Source organism: Actinokineospora terrae (assembly GCF_900111175.1).
GTDB classification, from domain to species: Bacteria; Actinomycetota; Actinomycetes; order Mycobacteriales; family Pseudonocardiaceae; genus Actinokineospora; species Actinokineospora terrae.
The window spans coordinates 39136-58006 of the sequence record NZ_FOGI01000010.1; the positions used below are offsets into that span (position 1 = coordinate 39136).

The 18871-nt window shown below is 72.8% G+C and carries 17 protein-coding genes; 7 read left to right on the forward strand and 10 right to left on the reverse strand.

What is annotated here, in order from left to right:
- Positions 1–409 precede the first annotated feature (409 nt).
- Together hemQ and BMY07_RS22995 are read left to right on the forward strand one after the other, a co-directional pair.
- Complete coding sequence (gene hemQ / locus BMY07_RS22990) at positions 410–1102, forward strand: hydrogen peroxide-dependent heme synthase (RefSeq protein WP_092782440.1); 693 nt, start codon at positions 410–412, stop codon at positions 1100–1102.
- On the forward strand, positions 1099–2355 hold the full coding sequence (locus BMY07_RS22995; protein ID WP_092782443.1) for a CoA transferase: 1257 nt from the start codon (positions 1099–1101) through the stop codon (positions 2353–2355). The genes hemQ and BMY07_RS22995 overlap by 4 nt, the downstream gene beginning before the upstream one ends.
- A gap of 50 nt (positions 2356–2405) precedes the next feature.
- Here BMY07_RS22995 and BMY07_RS23000 read toward each other — a convergent pair whose 3' ends face one another.
- The gene (locus BMY07_RS23000) at positions 2406–5627 is read right to left on the reverse strand and encodes a S8 family peptidase (RefSeq protein ID WP_092782446.1); all 3222 of its coding nucleotides are present in this window, start codon (positions 5625–5627) and stop codon (positions 2406–2408) included.
- Positions 5628–5917: 290 nt separating this feature from the next.
- Between BMY07_RS23000 and BMY07_RS23005 the strand changes: the two genes are divergently transcribed.
- A complete protein-coding gene (locus tag BMY07_RS23005; RefSeq protein ID WP_092782449.1) occupies positions 5918–6676 on the forward strand; it encodes a VOC family protein in 759 nt (252 codons plus the stop codon).
- 340 nt (positions 6677–7016) lie between these two features.
- Here the strand turns inward: BMY07_RS23005 and BMY07_RS23010 are convergent, their stop codons facing one another.
- From BMY07_RS23010 to hisS, 6 genes are all read right to left on the reverse strand, one after another.
- The gene (locus BMY07_RS23010; RefSeq protein WP_092782452.1) at positions 7017–7349 is read right to left on the reverse strand and encodes an SCO6045 C-terminal-like domain-containing protein; all 333 of its coding nucleotides are present in this window, start codon (positions 7347–7349) and stop codon (positions 7017–7019) included.
- A complete protein-coding gene (locus tag BMY07_RS23015; RefSeq protein WP_092782455.1) occupies positions 7346–8149 on the reverse strand; it encodes an MbnB/TglH/ChrH family RiPP precursor modification enzyme in 804 nt (267 codons plus the stop codon). Before BMY07_RS23015 ends, BMY07_RS23010 begins: the two co-directional genes overlap by 4 nt.
- Positions 8150–8187: 38 nt before the next feature.
- On the reverse strand, positions 8188–9099 hold the full coding sequence (locus tag BMY07_RS34490; RefSeq protein WP_092782458.1) for a TIGR04222 domain-containing membrane protein: 912 nt from the start codon (positions 9097–9099) through the stop codon (positions 8188–8190).
- Between the two features lie 196 nt (positions 9100–9295).
- Positions 9296–9718, reverse strand: coding sequence for a peptide-methionine (R)-S-oxide reductase MsrB (gene msrB, locus BMY07_RS23025; protein WP_092782461.1), 423 nt, complete (start codon positions 9716–9718; stop codon positions 9296–9298).
- Between the two features lie 49 nt (positions 9719–9767).
- Positions 9768–10100 (reverse strand): hypothetical protein, encoded by a 333-nt coding sequence (locus BMY07_RS23030; protein ID WP_245782590.1) that lies wholly within the window; start codon positions 10098–10100, stop codon positions 9768–9770.
- Positions 10101–10135: 35 nt separating this feature from the next.
- Positions 10136–11389, reverse strand: coding sequence for a histidine--tRNA ligase (hisS, locus tag BMY07_RS23035; protein ID WP_245782614.1), 1254 nt, complete (start codon positions 11387–11389; stop codon positions 10136–10138).
- Positions 11390–11478: 89 nt separating this feature from the next.
- On the opposite strand from hisS, the gene BMY07_RS23040 reads away from it, so the two are divergent.
- Together BMY07_RS23040 and BMY07_RS23045 are read left to right on the forward strand one after the other, a co-directional pair.
- Positions 11479–12519, forward strand: a complete 1041-nt coding sequence (locus BMY07_RS23040; protein WP_092782467.1) for a DNA polymerase domain-containing protein — start codon at positions 11479–11481, stop codon at positions 12517–12519.
- A 368-nt stretch (positions 12520–12887) separates the two neighbouring features.
- Positions 12888–13082 (forward strand): hypothetical protein, encoded by a 195-nt coding sequence (locus BMY07_RS23045; RefSeq protein WP_092782470.1) that lies wholly within the window; start codon positions 12888–12890, stop codon positions 13080–13082.
- A 113-nt stretch (positions 13083–13195) separates the two neighbouring features.
- On the opposite strand, the gene BMY07_RS23050 is transcribed toward BMY07_RS23045, so the two are convergent.
- Positions 13196–13435 (reverse strand): hypothetical protein, encoded by a 240-nt coding sequence (locus BMY07_RS23050; protein WP_092782473.1) that lies wholly within the window; start codon positions 13433–13435, stop codon positions 13196–13198.
- 107 nt (positions 13436–13542) lie between these two features.
- Between BMY07_RS23050 and BMY07_RS23055 the strand changes: the two genes are divergently transcribed.
- The gene (locus tag BMY07_RS23055; protein ID WP_092782476.1) at positions 13543–14175 is read left to right on the forward strand and encodes a DUF6319 family protein; all 633 of its coding nucleotides are present in this window, start codon (positions 13543–13545) and stop codon (positions 14173–14175) included.
- A gap of 13 nt (positions 14176–14188) precedes the next feature.
- On the opposite strand, the gene BMY07_RS23060 is transcribed toward BMY07_RS23055, so the two are convergent.
- A complete protein-coding gene (locus tag BMY07_RS23060; protein WP_245782591.1) occupies positions 14189–15088 on the reverse strand; it encodes an EamA family transporter in 900 nt (299 codons plus the stop codon).
- A gap of 140 nt (positions 15089–15228) precedes the next feature.
- Here BMY07_RS23060 and BMY07_RS23065 point away from each other — a divergent pair, with 140 nt between their 5' ends.
- Positions 15229–16764 carry an alpha/beta fold hydrolase gene (locus BMY07_RS23065; RefSeq protein ID WP_092782482.1) on the forward strand — a complete coding sequence of 512 codons (1536 nt, stop codon included), beginning with the start codon at positions 15229–15231 and terminating at the stop codon, positions 16762–16764.
- On the opposite strand, the gene BMY07_RS23070 is transcribed toward BMY07_RS23065, so the two are convergent.
- Positions 16675–18741 (reverse strand): caspase family protein, encoded by a 2067-nt coding sequence (locus tag BMY07_RS23070; protein ID WP_092782485.1) that lies wholly within the window; start codon positions 18739–18741, stop codon positions 16675–16677. The genes BMY07_RS23065 and BMY07_RS23070 overlap by 90 nt on opposite strands.
- Positions 18742–18871: the final 130 nt, after the last annotated feature.

The window sequence follows — 18871 nt, forward strand, 5'->3', positions numbered from 1 at the left end:
CGCTCACAGCGCCAATCCCGCCCCGCACCATGGACACAATTCCGCAACGCTCGACCCCAGCACCCCACCAGGCCCGCCGCCGACCAAGATCAACTCCGCGACCGGGGCCCGCCCTCCCGGGGTCCGGGGTCCCATTTCTGAGAATATCGGAGTTGGGGGGCTGTCAAGAGGGGCGCGTGCGGGCTGTGGATGGGGCGCGGGGTTGTGGACAACTGCTCGAAGCGCGGACTCCTGGCCGCTTCGGGACGGCGCGGCTGTTCGGTCGGGTCCGGGCGCGTTGCGTGCAACGGCTCCAGTGGCAGGCCGGTTCGGTCGTGGCCACGACCCGGGGACCCGATGACGGCTGCTCGGCGTGTCGCGGGACACCTGTGGCGGCGGGGGCGTGGGGGAGGGTGGGACGATGGCGGGCATGGCGCGTCTGAACTATGCCGAGCTCAATGACACCATCCGGTACACCATGTGGTCGGTGTTCCGGATCGAGCCGGGGCGGCTGCCCGATGACCGGGGGAGTGCGGCCGCGGAGACCACGGAGTTCCTCGACGCGTTGGCGGGCAAGGGGGTCGTGGTCCGCGGCGTGTACGACGTCGCGGGGTTGCGGGCGGACGCGGACTACATGATCTGGTGGCACGCCGAGGAGATCGAGCAGGTGCAGGCCGCCTACACCGGGTTCCGGCGTACCGCGCTGGGGCGGGCGTCGACGCCGGTGTGGAGCCAGGTGGCGTTGCACCGGCCCGCGGAGTTCAACCGCAGCCACGTCCCGGCGTTCCTCGCCGGTGAGGAGCCGCGCCGGTTCATCTGCGTGTACCCGTTCGTGCGGTCCTACGAGTGGTACCTGCTGCCCGACGAGGAGCGCCGCAAGATGCTGGCCGACCACGGCAAGGAGGCCCGCGACTACCCCGACGTGCGGGCCAACACCGTCGCGTCGTTCGCGCTGGGCGACTACGAGTGGATCCTCGCCTTCGAGGCCGACGAGCTGCACCGGATCGTGGACCTGATGCGGCACCTGCGCGGCACCGAGGCCCGGTTGCACGTCCGCGAGGAGATCCCGTTCTACACCGGCACCCGGGTGCAGCCCGCCGAGCTGGTGGCGAACCTGCCGTGAGGCTGGTCGGCGACGAGCGGGTCGTGGCGGGGCCGTACCGCGTGGCGCACCTGGCCGCGCGGTGCGTCGGCCTGGTCACCACCCTCGCCGCCGACCTGCTGCGCGACCGCGGCACGGAGCCGGGCGAGGTGTCGGTCGACCTGCGGCACGCGGCGGAGGCGTTCCGCAGCGAGCGGCACCTGCTGGTGGACGGTGAGCCGGTCGGCGACCTGTGGGCGCCGCTGTCCGGGGACTACCGCGCCGCCGACGGGTGGCTGCGGCTGCACTGCAACTACCCGCACCACGAGGCCGCGGTCCGGTCCGTGCTCGGCGACGACGTCACGGCGGCGGTCGCGGCCAGGCAGGCGTCGGACGTCGTCGAGGCCGTCCTGGCCGCCGGTGGGGCCGCGGCGCAGCTGAGGTCGCCCGCGGCGTGGGCCGACCACCCGCAGGGCCGCGCGGTCGCCGCCGAGCCGCTGGTCGCGGTCGAGCGGATCGGCGACGGTCCGCCGAGGCCGCTGCCGCCCGCCGACCGCCCGCTCACCGGGGTCCGGGTCCTCGACCTGACCCACGTGATCGCCGGTCCCGTCTGCGGCCGCACCCTCGCCGCGCACGGCGCCGACGTCCTGCACGTGGGCGCCGAGCACCTGCCGGTCATGCGCCCGGTCCTGGTCGACACGGGCTTCGGCAAGCGCACCACCTGGCTTGACCTGCGCAGCCAGGAGAACGCCACCAGGCTCCGCGAACTGTGGTCCGACGCTGACGTTCTGGTCCAGTCGTACCGGCCCGACTCGTTGTCCGCCAAGGGCTTCGGGCCGGACAACGCTCCACAGGGGACGATCCTGGTCTCGCTGTCGGCCTATGGCCACACCGGCCCGTGGCGCGCCCGCCGGGGCTTCGACAGCCTCCTGCAACTGGCCACCGGCATCGCCCACCGCGGCGACGGCAAGCCGGTCCCGCTCCCCGCGCAGGCACTCGACCACGGCACCGGCTGGCTCGCCGCCTCCGGCGTCCTCACCGCCCTGCGCCGCCGCGCCACCGAAGGCGGCACCTGGCACGTCAAGGTCTCCCTCGCCCGCACGGCCCACCTGCTCGACTCCCTGGGCTGGACAGACTCCGTCGAGTCCGACTCCCCGGTCGACGCATACCTGTCCGAAGTGGACACCCCCATCGGCCGAGTCCGCCACGTCCTACCCCCCGGCACCCTCCCCGCCGCCCCGCCACACTGGGACCACGGCCCACACATACCCGGCTCCGACCCCGCCACGTGGTGAACGGCGGCCCACCCGAACCGGGGTGGACCGCCGCCTCCTTCCATTGGGGACTAGTGCTTGTTCACCAGGTAAGCGCGGATGATCGTCTGCTCCACCGTCCCCCCTCGGCCGTCCTCGGCCTTGGCCCGCAACGACACCGAGGTGGCGCCGCGTGGGTGGTCGAGTACCAGGTCGTTGCCCCTGACCTGGGCCCTGCGCCAGGTCTTGCCCTCGTCGTAGGAGACGTTCACCGAGAGGTTGCGGGGGTCGACGTGGGTGCCGTTCTCCAGTTGCAGGGAGACCGGGATGGTGAACTTGCCGACCGGGGCGGAGTTGTCGTCGCGCAGGGGGGCGTGGAAGCGCACCGTCGACAGGGGGATGGTCCGCTGCCGGGAGTCGGAGCGGAACGTCCAGGTCGCTGAGACCTTGGTGCTCACGCCGAACGCCGGGTCGCGGGTCGCCGAGGTTTCCAGGCGGTAGTTCGCCGGTCCGTCCGGCACGGTGAACAGGCCGCTGCCCGGGTCGGTCGTCTCGCCGACCTTGACCCCGTTGCGGGACAACGTGGTCTTGGCCGAGGTCACCGCACCGAAGCCCGCGTTGCCGCCGCTGTCGCCCCACAGGCCGATGGTGAACGAGAGGTACTGGCCGTCGCGCTCGGCCCACGGCGTCGTGGAGCGCGGCAGCGCGGGGCCGAACACGCCGAAGTTGGCCCGGTTGCGGTGGGTCTGCCCGGCCTTGGACCGCACGGGCTCGCCCACGAGGTACAGGTCGATCTCGGGCCGGTCGCGGCGGCCGAAGAAGATCGAGCCCTCCCACTGCACGGTCCCGGCGTTGACGTACTCGACGACCTCGTCGCCCGTGAAGGTGCGCCCGACGCCGAGCAGCCCGCCGCGGCCGGTCAGCGACGACGAGAACAGCGCGCGCCCACTGGTGCTGCCCGGCAGCGACGGCCCGACCTTCGTCCGCAGCGTCGCCAGGTCCTTGCGGTGCACGGTCCTGACGAACCCGGTCGGCACGGATTTCTCCTGGAACCAGGCGAAGTTGTAGAAGTCGCCCGCGCCGGCCACGGTGTCGTAGTACACCGCCGACAGCGACCAGATGAACACGTCCGCGGGCAGTTCCGGGCCGATCTGCCCGGTGCTGAACCCGTCGAACAGGGCCCCGCCGACGCCGATCCCGACGGAGTAGCCCGCGGTCGTGGTCACCTGGTAGCCCGCGACCGCCACCCACAGCGGGACCCGCGGGTCCGGCGGCGTCACCTTCACCGGCTTGGTCTTGCGGGCGTCGACGACGACCTCGGCCGCCCCCTTCACCTCGAAGGCCGGGTACGGCAGGCTCCGCAGGTCCCGCTTGTCGCCGGTCGCCTCGTACAGGCTGTCCAGGACGTAGGACCCCTTGGGCAGGCGGAGTGTGACCGCGCCCGAGGCGTCCGGCACGGCACCGGTGAACAGGTCGGAGTCGAGGCCGATCGCCAGCGTCCGCCAGTCCTTGCTCGGCTTGCCGTCCGGCCCCAGGTACCGCAGCCGCACGTCGTAGCTCTCGACCTCCCGGTCCAGCGCGACCGGCGTGCGCAGCGACTGGCCGGAGCCCGACGCGACGACGGTGCCGGAGTACGCGCCGTCCACGGTGCCCCCCCGGGCGTCACCGGTGACCTTGACCGTCGCCGACCCGCCCGCGGGCACGGTGACCCTGGCGGGGGAGACGCCGAAGAACCCGGCGGGCGCGGGCTTGCCGTCCGGCCCGGTCCCCTCGACCGCGACGTCCAGGGTGACCGCGGTGGCGGAGCTGTTGCGGTAGGCCAGGTCCTTGGTGACCACGACGTCGTCTTGGTGCGGCCACAGCTGGGTGCCGAGGCTGACCGAGCCGGGCACGGTGGTCAGCGACTGGGTCAGCGCCTTGGCCACGTCGACCCGGCCCGAGCCCTGGGCGAACGCGCCCTCGCCCGCGGTCGGCTTGGCCGAGGCGGTCAGCACCGCCTTGAGCTGCGCGCCGGTCCAGTCCGGGTGCTGCTGGGCCAGCAGCGCCGCGGCACCGGCCACGTGCGGAGCGGCCATCGAGGTGCCGGAGAGCGCCACGTAGCCGGGCTCGACCTCGTCGCCGATGACGCCGTTGGCGGCCTTGGCGGCCACGATGCCGGAGCCGGGCGCGGTGATGTCCGGCTTGATCGCGCCGTCACCGACGCGCGGGCCGCGGCTGGAGAAGGGCGAGACCGAGTCGTCGCGCTCCACCGAGCCGACGGTCAGCGCCGCGTCCGCGCTGCCGGGCGTGCCGACGGTCCGCGCGCCGGGGCCGGAGTTGCCCGCGGAGATGACGAACAGCGTCCCCTTCTCCGCCGAGAGCCGGTTGACCGCCTCCTCCAGCGGGTCCACCTCGGGGGTGTCGCCGCCGCCGAGGCTGAGGTTGACGATCTTGGCGCCCGAGGCGACCGCCCACTCGACGCCCGCGATGATCCACGACAGCTGACCGCCGCCGGTTGCGCTGAGCACCTTCGCGTCGATCACCTTCGCCCCGTGCGCGACGCCCTTGTACTTGGCGCCGCCGCCCGCGACGGTCGACGCGACGTGCGTGCCGTGCCCGACCTGGTCCTCGGTGGTCGGGTCGTCGGTGAAGTTGCGCTCGGCGACCTCGCGGCCAGCCAGGTCGGGGTGGGTCTGGTCGACCCCGGTGTCGACGACCGCGACCGTCACGCCCGCCCCGGTGAGCCCGGCCTGCCAGGCCGCGGGGGCGCCGATCTGCGCGGTGCTGCGGTCCAGGGTGGCCTCGACCTTGCGGTCCAGCCACACCTTGCCGCCCGCGGCGGTCAGCGAGCGCCACGAGTCGGCCAGCGCGGCCTTGTCCGCGGCGAGCGCCCTGGCGCCGACGACCGGCAGTTCCCGCACCGACCGCACGCCCGCGGAGCGGGTGCTCGGGCCGGTCTGGATCAGCGGCAGGTCGCCGCGCCGGTCGTCGTAGCCCGCCTCGGCGAGCGCGGTGACGTCGAACAGCTGCCGGTCGAGCGCCCCGGAGAGCACCTGCGGCAGCGCGTCGGACGGGAAGACGTAGGTGTGGCCGCCGCGGGTGTAGGTCTGGAACACCACGCCCGCGCGGCGCGCGTCGGGCAGGATCGCCGGTCTCCTGGTGCCACCGGAATCGGTGCCGACGAGCACCTTGTCGCCGGTGAGGAGGGTGACGGTGGCCGCTGGGCCGCTCGCCGAGCCGCCGGGCGGCGCGGCGGCCGCCTGGGTGCTCGTCGCGAGCGCCACGCCCAGGACGAGCGTTGTCGAGGTGAGTACCGCTGTCGTGCGGATTCGCATGGGAGTACCCCGGTCCTTGGTCGGAGAAGGGGAACACTGAAGGGCCGGATCACCGGCAGTGGAAAAGGAATGTCGAATGTCTGGCCCCAGTGCCGAAGAAGCTATCCAGGGCCGACCCCGGATCGCAATCCGCCAAGTGACTGATCGCCCCAGCTGCGAATAGCGCGCCATTCGCTCCCACGGGCCGGGAACTGTCCACAGGAGACAGTCTGGCCAGGTGTCGGTGCCCGGGGTTAGCGTGGCCGGGTCCGCGACACCGGCGGACGAGCTGCTCACCCAGGAGGTATCCCATGGTCGTCCGCACCACCGCGTGGCCCGTCGGCACCCCGTGCTGGGTCGATCTCGGCACCGACGTCGAGCGCGCGGCCGCGTTCTACACCGCCCTGTTCGGCTGGCGGGTCGAGATCGGGCCCGCGGAGTTCGGCGGCTACGCGAACTGCTACGTCGGCGACCACCCGGTCGCCGGTCTCGGCCCGTTGCAGGAGGGCCAGGTCAGCGCCTGGGTCACCTATCTGTCCACTGAGGACGTGACGGCGGGCGCGGCCGCGATCGACGCTGCCGGTGGCCAGGTCGTCGCGCCGCCGGTGCCGATCGGCGCGCTGGGGGCGATGACGGCCGCGGTCGACCCCACCGGGGCGTTCTTCGCGCTCTGGCAGTCGGGCACGCACACCGGCACCGACCTCACCGCCGAACCCGGCTCCCTGCTGTGGGCCGACCACCACAGCGCCGACCCGGAGGCGGCGAAAGCCTTCTACGGCAACGTTCTCGGCCATACCCACCGCGAGGTCCGGCCCGATCCGCACTACTGCACGGTGCACGTGGGCGAGTCCGACGAGCCGGTCGCCGGACTCGGTGCCGCCGCCCCCGGAACCCCGCCGCGCTGGACGGTGTACTTCGAGGTGGAGGACGCCGACGCGGCCGTGGCCAAGGTCATCGAGCTGGGCGGCACGGTGCAGGAGGGGTTGACCGACACCCCTTACGGCAGGCAGGCGGTGGTGACCGACGATCAGGGTGCGCGTTTCGTGGTGAACACCTCACCCGAGTCCTGACCCGGGACGCGGTGGGTGGTGGCCGTCCCCCAGTAGCGGCCGCCACCCACCACCCCCCGGTCACGTGCCCCTGACGCCGGTCCGACGGCGAGGAGGTCGCGTTGAGCAGGTGGATCGGTTGTCGCGCCCCGGTTTCCGGGCGCGCGTCGCCGCGCAGGCAGGTGGTGTGGTCCATCGGGTCGATGGTGCCGAGACCGCCACGGGAACCCAGGGCACTGACGATGATCGTGTGTGGCGCGCGCCCTCGATAAGGGCCACACCGGGCCGGTGGGCGGCAGGGGCCTTGCGGCGGCGGTTTGCCCGACCGGCCTGGTGGCGCCCCCGAGCACCACCAGGCCGGTCACCGCTCCTTCCGCCACCAGCGACGTCTGGCCCGCGGCAGGTGCCCGTGCTCGACCGCCCACTCGGCGAAAGCGGCCGCGTCCTCCCGGAATCGCGAACCGGAGCGCCGCGGATTTCCGCGCGCGTACTCGGCGAACAATTCGGCGAACCGGTCGCCGAGCGCGTCCGCCGTTTCCGGATCGATGTCCCGCACAATCCGCCGCCGTTTTCCCAACAACGCCGCGGCTTCCACCCGGACCACCTCGGGGTCGAATCCGGGCGGCACGTCCGCACCCGCCAGCACAGCCCGCAACAACGCCCCCTGCGCCGCCGCCACGTCGTCCCGGCTCACCGGTCGACCACGGCGCGGATGGCGGCCAGTTCATCAGCCAGCACGGTGTCGGCGGGGTAGTGGTCGTCGCGCTCCAGCAGGACGCCCGGTGGCCGGACGCGGTCGCACAGCTCGCCGAGCAGGTCCAGGACGCCCTGGGGGACCGCGTGGGCGTGCGTGTCGTGGTAGACGCCGTCCACTTCCATCCCTCCCGCGACGTGGACGTACGCGAGTCGTTCCAGCGGGAGCCCGTCGAGCAGGGCCACCGGGTCGGCGCCGAGGTTCTTGGCGTTGGCCCACATGTTGGCGACGTCGACCAGCAGCAGGCAGTCGGTGCGCTCGACCAGTTCCCGCAGGAACCGCGCCTCGGTGAGCTCCGCGTCCGGCCACTCCAGCAGCGCGGCGATGTTCTCCAGCGCCAGCGGCCTGCCCAGGATCGACCTGGCCTCGGTCACGTTGGCCACCAGCACCTCCAGCGCGTCGCGGGTGCGCGGGACCGGCATCAGGTGCCCGGAGTCCAGCCCACCGGCGCGCACGAAGCACACGTGGTCGCTGACCAGCGGCGCGTCGAGCAGGTCGGCGACCGCGGCCAGGTGCTCGACCCGGTCGGTGTCGAGCGGCTCGGCGCCGCCCAACGACAAGGAGACGGCATGGGGGAGCACCGGGAGCCCCCTCGCGCGCAGCACGCGCAGCGACTCCGGGAGGTGGTCGCGGTGGATGTTCTCCGCGACGACCTCGACGAAGTCGACCCCCTGCATCCGCTCGACGGTCAGGTCGATCTCCGACCGCCAGCCGATGCCCACTCCCAAGTGCTCACCCATGCCGTCATCCTCCCCCTTACCTCCCCACCCCGGGGCGTCTAGACACCTCCACCACCGCAACCCCCGCCTCCGCCGCCGCAGCCCCCACCGCCCCCGCAGCCGTGGCCCCCGCCGCCGTGGCCGCCGGAGTCGCCTCCACCGGCGCAGCCCGCCGTGTAGGACGAGCAGCCCGTGGAGCTGTGGGTGCGGGTCGCCGCCGCGGAGCGCGCGATCGTCTCGTCCGGGTGCCCGGCCAGGCCGGAGAACACGACCACCCCGACGGACCCGGCGAACACGTACTCGTCGGCCAGCGGGCTCCCCGTCCGCTTGGCCTGCTTGGTCTCCCGCAGGACCCGCTCGCCGGCGTAGGTCCGCTCCGGCACCGCGACCGCCGCGATGAGCACGGCCAGCCCGATCGCGCCGATGACCGCGACGGTCAGCCAACCGGGCTCGGACTCGCCGCCGACCTCGCTCACCCAGCGCAGCACGCCGACCGCGGCCACGACCGCCATCGGCAGCGCCGAGCGCCGCGACCACCGCCGCCGCCCCCCGACGACCAGGCCCTGGCGCACCAGCGCCGCGCCGATCGCCGTCACCACGCCCTTGCCCGCCATCGCCGAGACCAGCACCTCGGCCGACCGGTGCCGGTGCTGCTGGATGTCGCGCAGCACCGCGGCGTCGACCTCGTCGTCGCGCTTGCCCGCCTTGGCGCCCGAGACCACCGACAGCCTGCCGTCGCGGGTGGCCCGCAGCTTCCCCTTGTCCAGCAGCCGGGTGATGGCGAGCTCCACCACCCGCCGCGCGCCGCCCGCGAGGTAGGCCAGCTCCTCCACGCTGAGCCGGGCCCCGCTCTCGCCCCGGCCGCCGCGCGCCTTGATCCGCACGGCGGCGGCGAGCAGTGCCGCGAACGCGATCCCGACCAGGTACAGCCGGAGGAAGTCAGGTCCCGAGACACCCCATGGTCGATCCATCTCTCCCCCTACCCCGGGGAGCGCCCACCCTCGGCTTTCCCCTGTGTCCCACCGGGTTTCCGCTCCCGGTCGCTGACCATGCTCGGGGTCGTGTGACCGGCGGCACAAGCGTGCTTGAGCAAGACTTAGGGGTACCGAGGGCTGGATTTAGGCTTCTTGACGTCGCCTTGATGTGACCGGGGAGTAGGGGTGCCGCTCAGGCGTCGGGCACCAGGGTCAGCGACACCGAGTTGATGCAGAAGCGCTGGTCGGTCGGCGTCGGGTAGCCCTCGCCCTCGAACACGTGGCCCAGGTGGCTGTGGCAGCTCGCGCACAGCACCTCGGTGCGCACCATCCCGTGCGCGCGGTCCTCGCGCAGCACGATGCTCTCGCCCGCCAGCGGCGAGAAGAACGACGGCCAGCCGCAGTGCGACTCGAACTTGGTGTCGCTGCGGAACAGCTCGGCGCCGCACGCGCGGCACTGGTACACCCCGACCGTCTTGGTGTCGGTGTACTCGCCGGTCCACGCGGGCTCGGTGCCCGCCTGGCGCAGCACCGCGAACTCCTTGGCCGACAGGTGCGCGCGCCACTCCTGCTCGGACTTGACCACGCGCGGGGTCGCGCCGACCACCGGTTCCATAGCCACTTGTGCGCTCACTCCTCACTCACGGGGGCAGATCGCCGACGGGTCAGAACAGGACGCCCGCGATGAACACCAGGGCGTCCCACGCGGCGACCACCACTCCCAACAAGATGAGCGCCGCGAGTATGCCCGCGGTCAGCCGGTAGTGGCCGCCGAGCCGGTTGGCCGACTCGGCGAAGTCGCGCACCCCGCCCAGGTAGCCCTCGACGGTGTAGCTCGGGCGGACCCGCTCGACCCGGTCCAGGTGCTCGGCGAACTCGCGCGCCTCCTGGTCGGTCGGGTCGAGCCCGACCAGGTCGTCGTGGAACCGGTTCGGGCGGGCGCGGCGCACCGCGTCGCCGGACTCCTCCGAGTCCCCGAACGTCCCTGTCTCGGCCATGTGTCCACGGTAACCCGGCGGTCCAGTGACCGGGCTTACCTCTCGCCGAGTGGGCGCTCCTCGGGGGGCGTCACCGCGTCCTTGACGTGCAGGACGGAGGTGAAGCCCCACTCCTGCAGCTTGCCCAGCTGCGCGCCGAACTTGCCGCGCCTGCGCACCGCCGAGGCCGTGCGGCCGCCCTGGCGCACCTCGCGCGCGGTCGCGGTGACCACGGGCAGTGGCACGTCGGCCTCGTAGAGCACCGCGACGGCGTCGGTGGCCGTGCTTCCCTCGATCAGGTCCACGATCCGCTCGAAGCCGATGGAGAAGCCGCAGGCGGGCACCTCGCGGCCCAGCGAGCGGCCGATGAGCTTGTCGTAGCGCCCGCCGCCCGCGATGGAGCCCTTGCTCGCCGGGTGGGTGATCTCGAAGATCTGCCCGGTGTAGTACCCCATGCCGCGCACCAGGGTCGGGTCGAACTCCCAGGCCAGGCCGTCCACCCCGGCCAGCGCGGCCGCGGTGTCGGCGAGATCGGCCACCACCTGCTCGGGCAGCCCGGGCAGCGCGTCGAGCAGGCGCTTGTCCAGCGTCGCCTGGTCGCCGCCCTGCAGGCCGGTGATGCTCGCCTGGAGCCGGTCGACCGCGGCGTCGTCGAGGCCGCGGCCGGACAGCTCGGCGCGCACCCCGTCCCAGCCGATCTTGTCGAGCTTGTCGAGGGTGATGAACAGCCCGGTCCACTCCGACTCCGGCAGCCCGACCGACGCGGCCAGCGCGGAGAGGAACCGGCGGTCCGACACCCGCACCGTCGCACCGCTGAGCCCGGCCGCGGCCAGCGCCTCGGTGGTCGCCTCGATCAGCTCGACCTCGGCCAGCACGGTCTCCTCGCCGAGCAGGTCGATGTCGCACTGGTAGAACTGCCGGTAGCGGCCCTTCTGCGGGCGCTCCGCGCGCCAGACCGGGCCGAACTGGAACGACCGGAACGGCTGCGGCAGGCTCGCCTGGTTCGCGCCGTAGAAGCGGGTCAGCGGGACCGTCAGGTCGTAGCGCAGGCCCAGGTCGACCAGGTCGGTCAGCGCCGTGTCGGCGGCGACGGTCTCGTCGAGGCCGCGGCGCAGCACCCGGTAGATCAGCTTCTCGTTCTCGCCGCCCTGCCCGCCGGTGAGCCTGTCGATGCCCTCCAGCGCCGGGGTCTCGATGCGCTGGTAGCCGTACCGGTGGTAGACCTCGGTGATCCTCGCCAGGACGTGGTCGCGCACGGCGACGGTCGCGGGCAGCAGGTCACGGGTGCCCCTGGCGGGGCTGTTGTCCATCTTCACCGGTGGTGGTCCTTCGTCGTCGAGGTGTGACCACGTTACCGAGCCGCGCGCGCGGTTTTCCGGCCGCCCGTAGGCTTGCCGCCATGGCGCCAGCGGAGGAGATCGAGGTCGGCGGACGGAGCGTGCGGGTGTCCAATCCGGACAAGCCGTATTTCGCCGAGCTGGGCATCGTCAAGCGGCAGGTGGTCGAGTACTTCCTGGCGGTCGGACCCGGCATCCTGGGCGCGCTGCGTGAGCGACCGACCACGCTGGAGCGCTGGCCGGGCGGGGTGTTCGAGGGCGCGAAGCTCTCCACCCGCGCCGACCACACCGGCGACGCGTTCTACCAGAAGCGGCTGCCCAAGGGCGCCCCCGACTACGTCGAGTCCGCGCGGATCACCTTCCCCAGCGGCCGCCCCGCCGACGAGGTGTGCCCCACGGAACTGGCGGTGGTCGCCTGGGCGGCGAACCTGGGCACCCTCACCTTCCACCCGTGGCCGGTATCGCGCGCCGACGTCGACCACCCGGACCAGCTGCGCGTCGACCTCGACCCGCAGCCGGGCACCGACTTCGCCGACGCGGTCGCCATCGCCCACGAGGCCAGGGACCTGCTGCGCTCCCTGGGCATGGACGCGTTCCCGAAGACCTCCGGCGGCCGCGGCGTGCACCTCTACATCCCGATCGAGCCGCGCTGGACCTTCGTCGAGGCCAGGCGCGCGCTGATCGCCCTGGCCCGCGAGCTGGAGCGGCGGCTGCCGGAGCGGGTCACGGTGAACTGGTGGAAGGAGGAGCGCGGCAGCCGCGTGTTCATCGACTACAACCAGATGGCCCGCGACCGCACCATCGCCTCGGCGTACTCGATCCGCCCCACCCCCCGCGCGCTGGTGTCCGCCCCCGTGACCTGGGACGAACTCGGCTCGGTCCACCCGGAGGACTTCTCGGTGCTGACCATGCCCGCGCGCTTCGCGCAGGTGGGCGACCTGCACGCCCCCGTGGCCGAGCACGCCTACTCCCTCGACCCCCTGCTCGACATGGTCGCCCGCGACGAACGCGACCACGCCCTCGGTGACCTCCCCTATCCGCCCGAGTACCCCAAGATGGCGGGCGAGCCCAAGCGCGTCCAACCCTCCAAGGCCCGCGACTGACCCGCTCACGGTGGGGCGGGCGAGGCTGCTCTGGTGGCCTGGGTCGGAAGTTCGGGCGTTCGGCGGTAACGGCGGTTCGGCGGCGAGCGACCTTCCCCGTGACCTCACTGGGTTGCCGCGCCGCCGCGGGCGGGGACGGCAGGCGATCGACGGTGGGTCGGCTCCACTGTGGTCGAACGCGGCGGCGGCCGTCCACAGGGGTGCGCGTGCACCGTGGCGGGAGTCCACGATACGCGGGAAGCGCCGTGCCCGCACCGATGTTGCTCCATCCGGTGGACCGCGTCCGATCCGGCGGATCCGGACCCGCCGAAACGTCGGTCGCAGCACTTACACTGCCCCGACAGGCCCGAGGCGGAAGGGGACGAACCATGTCGGAGACCTACCTCGTCCGCTACGTCGGCGGCCCGCTCGACGGCCGCGTCGACACCCTCGACGGCGCACCGGAGGACCCCCGGTCCACGGTCACCCACGTCCACTTACACGGCGGCCCGAAGATCGTGCACCACTACGACCTGGAGTACGCCCTGGAATACGGCTGCGAGTACCGGGTCCGCGAGGCCTGAGTCCTCACAGGACAGACGCCTCACCGCGCGGGTCCACCACCTGCCATCGACCACCTCCCCACGCGCTCGCCTGTTCCCGTCCAGCCGGCATGGCGCCCGAGCGCGGCGGCGCACTAGGCCCCGGTCGAACCTGTGGATGACGGCAGGGGTTGTGGAAGACCGGGCGCGCCGATGATCAGCAGGCAGAGGTGGCAGCGCGGGCCCTCGGTGGTGCCGCCCGCGAGGTCCGGCGGCGCGGCGTGGGTGCAGGACGCGCGGTAGTGCTGGTGGGACAGGCGGGTGCCCGCCGCCATCGGGAAGGCGTGCAGAACGCCGTCGTAGCAGCTCCGCCACCACAGGTACCGGACGCTCATCACCGTCAAGCTAGGTGCCGTCGCGCACGGTGGCACCTCGGGCCGCCCGAACGAGTGACTGTCGGTGCCACCCGGCACACTCGGCACCCGGTGTGCGGAGAAGGGGGATGCGGGTGGCGGAATCGGGTGCGCTCGGACCGGACGAGGTCGAGCGGTTGCGGGTGGCGTTGGCGGAGGGCAAGCCGACGCCGGTGTGGTTCACCCCGGCCGCGGTCGGGGTCGAGGCCGGTCAGCAGGCGAAGGTGGTGGCGTTCGACGAGCCCGCGGAGGGCGACTTCATCCAGGTCCGGCCGCACGGGTCGCGCGACGTGCTCGCGTTCTCCCCGGCGGAGCTGACCACGGTCAAACCGGCGCCCAGGCCCAAGCCCGCGCCGGTCGCGCCGCCGCCACCGCAGGCGGAGCCGCCCGCCGTGGTGCAGGGCATCGAGCCCGCCCCGGCCGAACCGAGCAGGCCGCGCCAGCGCGCCAAGCAGCAGCAACCGGTGGAGATCACCGTCACCCTGCACGCCACGCCGGACGGCGAGTGGAGCGTCGACGTGCTGGTCGGCAAGAAGCGCACGGTGCGCTGGGTGCCGGTCCCGGCAGGCGACATCGCGAGGGTGGCCAAGTCGCTGCCCGCCGAGGTGGGGGCGGCGATCGCGCTGTCGCTGGACACGGCGCGGGAGCGCCAGCTGCGCCGGGTCGCGGAGCTCAAGGCCGAGCTGGAGGCCGCCCAGCGGGCGCTGCGCGACCTGGGCTGACCGTCCACAGTGGTCACTGGCGGGCGTACCTGGTGGCACCGGCCGACGCGGCGACAACGCACACGATCGCGATCCACTGCGGCGGCCGCAGCTGCTCGCCCAGCACGAGCAGACCGGCGACGGCGGCGACCGCGGGTTCGAGGCTCATCAGCACGCCGAAGACCCGCGGCGGGATGCTGCGCAGCGCCTTGAGCTCGAGCGAGTAGGGGATCACCGAGGACATCAGCGCGACGCCGAGCCCGGCGAGCAGCACGCCGGGCGCGAGCAGCGCCGTCCCCGCCCCCGCGAACCCGAACGGCGCCACCAGCAGCCCGGACACCACCGCGGCCAGCGCCAGCCCGGAACCGTCGGTGGTCCGGCTGCCCAGCGCGGCGCTGAGCAGGATGTACCCGGCCCAGCACGCGCCTGCCGCCAGCGCGAGCAGCAGCCCGACCACCGACACGTCGCCGCCGGTGTTGGCCAGCAGGACCACGCCCGAGGCCGCCAACAACGCCCACAGCCCGTCGAGCCACCGCCGCGACCCGGCCAGCGCGACCGCCAACGGCCCCAGGAACTCGACGGTCACCGCTATGCCCAACGGGATCCGATCCAGCGCGGCATAGAAGCACAGGTTCATGACCCCGAGCACGACCCCGTAGGCCACGATCACCGGGATAGCGCGCCGGTTCGCGCGTAAGGACGGCCGCCACAACGCGACCAGGACCACTGCCGCTAGGACTAACCGCAGCGTCACCGTCCCAGCCGTTCCCGTGGTCGCGAACAGCTGCTTCGCCAGCGCCGCACCCACCTGCACGCTGACGATCGCCGCCAGCACCTGCACCGTGGGCGGCGCCGCCCCGACCATCCTGGGCACCCCGGACAGGACTGCCGACCAGCGCGGCACCGGACTGCGATCAACCTGCGCGACCACCACGCCCGCACACTACGACAGCGCCCCCGGATTCATCCCATGTGTTTCGGTTGGCGCTGCTCACGGGGCCGCTCACCGGGTTCTCACCCGGGCCGTGCCAAGGTGGGGGTGTTCGGTCGGCGAGGGAGAGGGACGGCGCAGGCGTGAGGGTTGGTCGCGGTGCCTTGCTGCTGCCGCTGGTCCTGCTGGCCGCCTGCACCGCGGGGCCGTCGGTCCGACCGGGCATCGTGGTCAACGACGGCGGCGACCCGGGTGTGTCGACCTCGAGCGCGGCCCCTGGTCCCGCCCCGGTGCCGCAGCTGAACCAGCCGAACCCCGGCCGCTCCATCTGGGGACCGTGCGGGCCCGAGGTGCTGGAGGCGTTCCCCGCACCGGCCAAGGTGGACCTCGCCTGCGGGAAGATCACCGGCACCCTCGACTCCCCGTACGCGCCCGGTCGCGGCGGTGTGCGGCTCCAGGTGCTGAAGGCGGGCACGGGCCCGATCCCGCTCGTGGTGGTCAACGAGGTCGACGGCCTGCCGGGCACCGTCTACGCCGCGCGCCTGGCCGAACTGCTGCCGCCCGAGCTGCTGGCGAGGTTCTCCCTGGTCGGGATCGACCGGCGGGGGACGGGCAACTCCGACGCCGTGCGGTGCGTGCCGGAGGAGGTCCGGTTCGCGCTGCTCGACGCCGACCCGCGCGCGCTCGACGTCGAGGGCTTGGTCGACCAGGCGCGCACCGCGGGTCAGCAGTGCTCGATCGCGCTCGAGTCCCGGCTGCCCGCCATCGACACCTGGCGCACCGCCGCTGACGTCGAGTCGCTGCGGGTCGCGCTCGGGATGGACCGCCTGCACGCGATCGGCCACGGCGAGGGCTCCCGGGTGCTCGCCGTGTACGCCGACCGCTACCGGGACCGGGTCGGCCGCATGGTGTTCGACGGCGCGCCGGACCCCAACGAGGACGCCGTGGTCGCGCTGGAGGGCGTCGCGGCGGGCGCCGACGCCACCTTCGCCGCGTTCGCCGACGACTGCGCGAAACGGGCCTGCGAGCTGGGCGCGAACGCCAGGCAGGCTTTCTCCGAGGTGCTCAACCAGGCCGCCAGCGCCCCGCTCGCCACCGACGATCTCGACCTGACCCCCGGTCTCATCCTCCGCGCCGTCCAGACCGCCCTCGCCGACCGCGCGGGCTGGCCCGCCCTGTCCAAGGCCCTGGCCGACGCCCGCGGCGGCAACCCGACCGCCCTCGCGGCGCTGGTCACCCCGCTGGTACTGGAGTCCGAGGAGGTCCCCGCGACCTTCGACGCCACCCTGGTCACCCGCTGCAACGACACCAAGTCCCGACTGTCCACAGAGGCCCTGAACGCGGCCGCGAAGGACTGGAACACCCGCTACCCCTACTTCGGCGCCCTGACCGCCGAGTGGCTCGCCGTCTGCAGCCCCTGGCCGGTCCCGTCACACCCGGTCACCACCCCCACCGCGCCGACCGCCCCCCCGATCGTCGTCCTGGCCACCGCCACCGATCCGTTGACCCCGTTGTCGGGCACCGAACGCGCCGCCCAACAACTCACCACCGCCACCCTCATCACCTGGCAGGGCACCGGCCACGGCGCCCTAGGCCACTCCCCCTGCGCCACCGAGGCCGCCCAATCCTTCCTCCTCAACGCCACCACCCCCCGCGACGGCACCGCCTGCCCCCCGTGATCCCTCGTCACGAGGCGTGACGGAGCGGTAGTACGACACCAGCGCGAGCAGTGCCATGGCAACCGCCACCACGGTGTGCACGGCTTGGATGGCCGAGTTGTGGGCGTAGGGCTGTATCGCGCTGACGGTCGTGATCAGCCCGCCCAGCGCGCCCACGCGAGCGAGGAGCAGGGGCCGGGGCACTCCGTCGAACGCGACCTGGGCGAGCAGCACCCCGGTGGTCACGCAGGTGGAGGCCGCCACGGCAGCCGAGTCGTCGAGGTCCAGGAACACCAGGTTGGCGTTGATGAGCAGCAGCGCCAGGAAGCCGCCGTCGAACCCCACCCGCTCGCCGTGGCTGCTCCGCCGCAGCAGGTCGCCGATCGAACACCCGGCCAACAGCACCACGCAGAGCCCCAGCGCGACGGTGAGGTAGAGGTGCTCGCTGTCCTGGACCCACCTGGGAGCCAGGGCGTTGATGACCATCCCGGCCATGCCGACAGCCAGGAGTGCCACCCTTCGCGCCGACAGCTGTCCGGATCCCTTGCCGAGTGGGCGCGTTGCGCAGGCGACGAGGATCCCGGCGGCCGCGCCGATCGCGATCGCCCAGTACGCCAGGCCGATGACGGCGCCCCCGTGTCGGAACCACAGCTTGGTGAGCATCATCAACAGCACCACCCCCGACCCCGCCAGCACGCCGGACGACCAGCGCTGGGAGCGGTGTCCGGTCGGGACGGTCGCGAGGACGAGCGCCACGACCACCGAGGTCACGAGCGCCAGCACCGCCAACGGGCCCAGCTCGGCGAACCTGGCATTGCCCGTGGGAACCGCGAGGCCGATCGACAGCGCCAGCGCCGAGACGGCACTGACACCCCGGGCCCACCTGTTCGGCGTGGCGGACTCCGGGGCCTGTGGGCCAGGATCCTTGGCCTGGGTCTCCTGGCCCTCAGACCTCCCCGGTCCGGGAAGCACCGGGTCGACCGGTTGCTCATACCCGGCGTCGGCCAACGCTGCCTTGGCGGCAGCGCGCACCATGTTGCTGTCGTCCAAGGACAGGCTCTCCAGCGTGAGACGAGCAGCGAGCGCCATTCCCCGGTGCTCGCCCGCGAGGAGTTCGCGCACTTCGTGGACGCCCGCGACTGGGACGTTGACGAACCTGCTCTGGAGCAGCTCCAGGATCTCGTCGGGCAACGTCGCCGGTCTCACCGCGGGGTTGCGCGCGACGTGGAACTCGCCCTCCAGCTGGGAGGCCCACCAGCTCGGTGTCTGGCTCGGCGAGCGGCTGCGGACGTGCTCGAACACGTAGTCGTACAGCTCGACCAGGCTGACCAGCCCGTCCCGGTTCTGGTCGGCGTCGCCGGTGCTCAACCCCTCGACGAGGGCGTGGGTGAACACCGAGGGGCTCGGGGTGTCGCCATCGGCCAGGGTGCCCGCCTCGAAGGCGTACTCGAGTGCGCTGGACGCGGTGATGACCGCCCGACCCCGGCCCTGGAAGTCGCCGCGCATGTCGATCGCGCCGCCCGCCCGCGCGGTCATGTTCCTGCCGAACGCACCGGAATAGCAGCAGTCGAGCAACAGCACGACCTGACGGGCCCGGGTTCGGTTCATCAGCTGGTTGACGGTGTGGGCCGGGACGGCCGTGCCCGCCAGCCTGCGCAGTTTCGTGGAGGACGAGGCGAAGTAGAGGTCGCCGTTCTCGTCCTTGATGCCGTGGCACGAGAAGTAGAGCAGGAGCACGTCGGTGGAGAGCCGGTCGTCGAAGAACTCCTCGACCGCCTCCATGACCTCCGGGGAATCTCCGTCCAGGATGGTGCGGACGTCGAACCCGCCGATCCGGGGATCGCGCAGCACCGCCGCGAGTTGCTCGGCGTCCTGCGCGGGCGCGTGGAGTTGGCTGAGACCGGTCTGGTTGTAGGTCGAGTTGGCCACGATCAACGCGTACCTGGTGCGGGTTGCGGGTGTCGCGGTGGCCGATCCCAGGGTGTTCGCCGTGCTCATCGACTACCGGTCTCCTCGGGCATTGTCGGCGCGCGGTTGTGGAAAGTGAAATGCTTTCGCCGCGGGAACCGCAGTCTACCGAGTTGTCCGCGATGACCAGGACTGATTGTCGAAAGGTCGCCTCGCCGTA

What these genes read in the sequence shown, in the direction of transcription:
- hemQ (WP_092782440.1), top strand. Translation starts at nt 410, where the DNA reads ATGGCGCGTCTGAACTATGCCGAGCTCAATGACACCATCCGGTACACC.
- BMY07_RS23000 (WP_092782446.1), bottom strand. Translation starts at nt 5,627, where the DNA reads ATGCGAATCCGCACGACAGCGGTACTCACCTCGACAACGCTCGTCCTG.
- BMY07_RS23005 (WP_092782449.1), top strand. Translation starts at nt 5,918, where the DNA reads ATGGTCGTCCGCACCACCGCGTGGCCCGTCGGCACCCCGTGCTGGGTC.
- BMY07_RS23015 (WP_092782455.1), bottom strand. Translation starts at nt 8,149, where the DNA reads ATGGGTGAGCACTTGGGAGTGGGCATCGGCTGGCGGTCGGAGATCGAC.
- BMY07_RS34490 (WP_092782458.1), bottom strand. Translation starts at nt 9,099, where the DNA reads ATGGATCGACCATGGGGTGTCTCGGGACCTGACTTCCTCCGGCTGTAC.
- msrB (WP_092782461.1), bottom strand. Translation starts at nt 9,718, where the DNA reads ATGGAACCGGTGGTCGGCGCGACCCCGCGCGTGGTCAAGTCCGAGCAG.
- BMY07_RS23030 (WP_245782590.1), bottom strand. Translation starts at nt 10,100, where the DNA reads ATGGCCGAGACAGGGACGTTCGGGGACTCGGAGGAGTCCGGCGACGCG.
- hisS (WP_245782614.1), bottom strand. Translation starts at nt 11,389, where the DNA reads ATGGACAACAGCCCCGCCAGGGGCACCCGTGACCTGCTGCCCGCGACC.
- BMY07_RS23040 (WP_092782467.1), top strand. Translation starts at nt 11,479, where the DNA reads ATGGCGCCAGCGGAGGAGATCGAGGTCGGCGGACGGAGCGTGCGGGTG.
- BMY07_RS23045 (WP_092782470.1), top strand. Translation starts at nt 12,888, where the DNA reads ATGTCGGAGACCTACCTCGTCCGCTACGTCGGCGGCCCGCTCGACGGC.
- BMY07_RS23050 (WP_092782473.1), bottom strand. Translation starts at nt 13,435, where the DNA reads ATGAGCGTCCGGTACCTGTGGTGGCGGAGCTGCTACGACGGCGTTCTG.
- BMY07_RS23055 (WP_092782476.1), top strand. Translation starts at nt 13,543, where the DNA reads ATGCGGGTGGCGGAATCGGGTGCGCTCGGACCGGACGAGGTCGAGCGG.
- BMY07_RS23070 (WP_092782485.1), bottom strand. Translation starts at nt 18,741, where the DNA reads ATGAGCACGGCGAACACCCTGGGATCGGCCACCGCGACACCCGCAACC.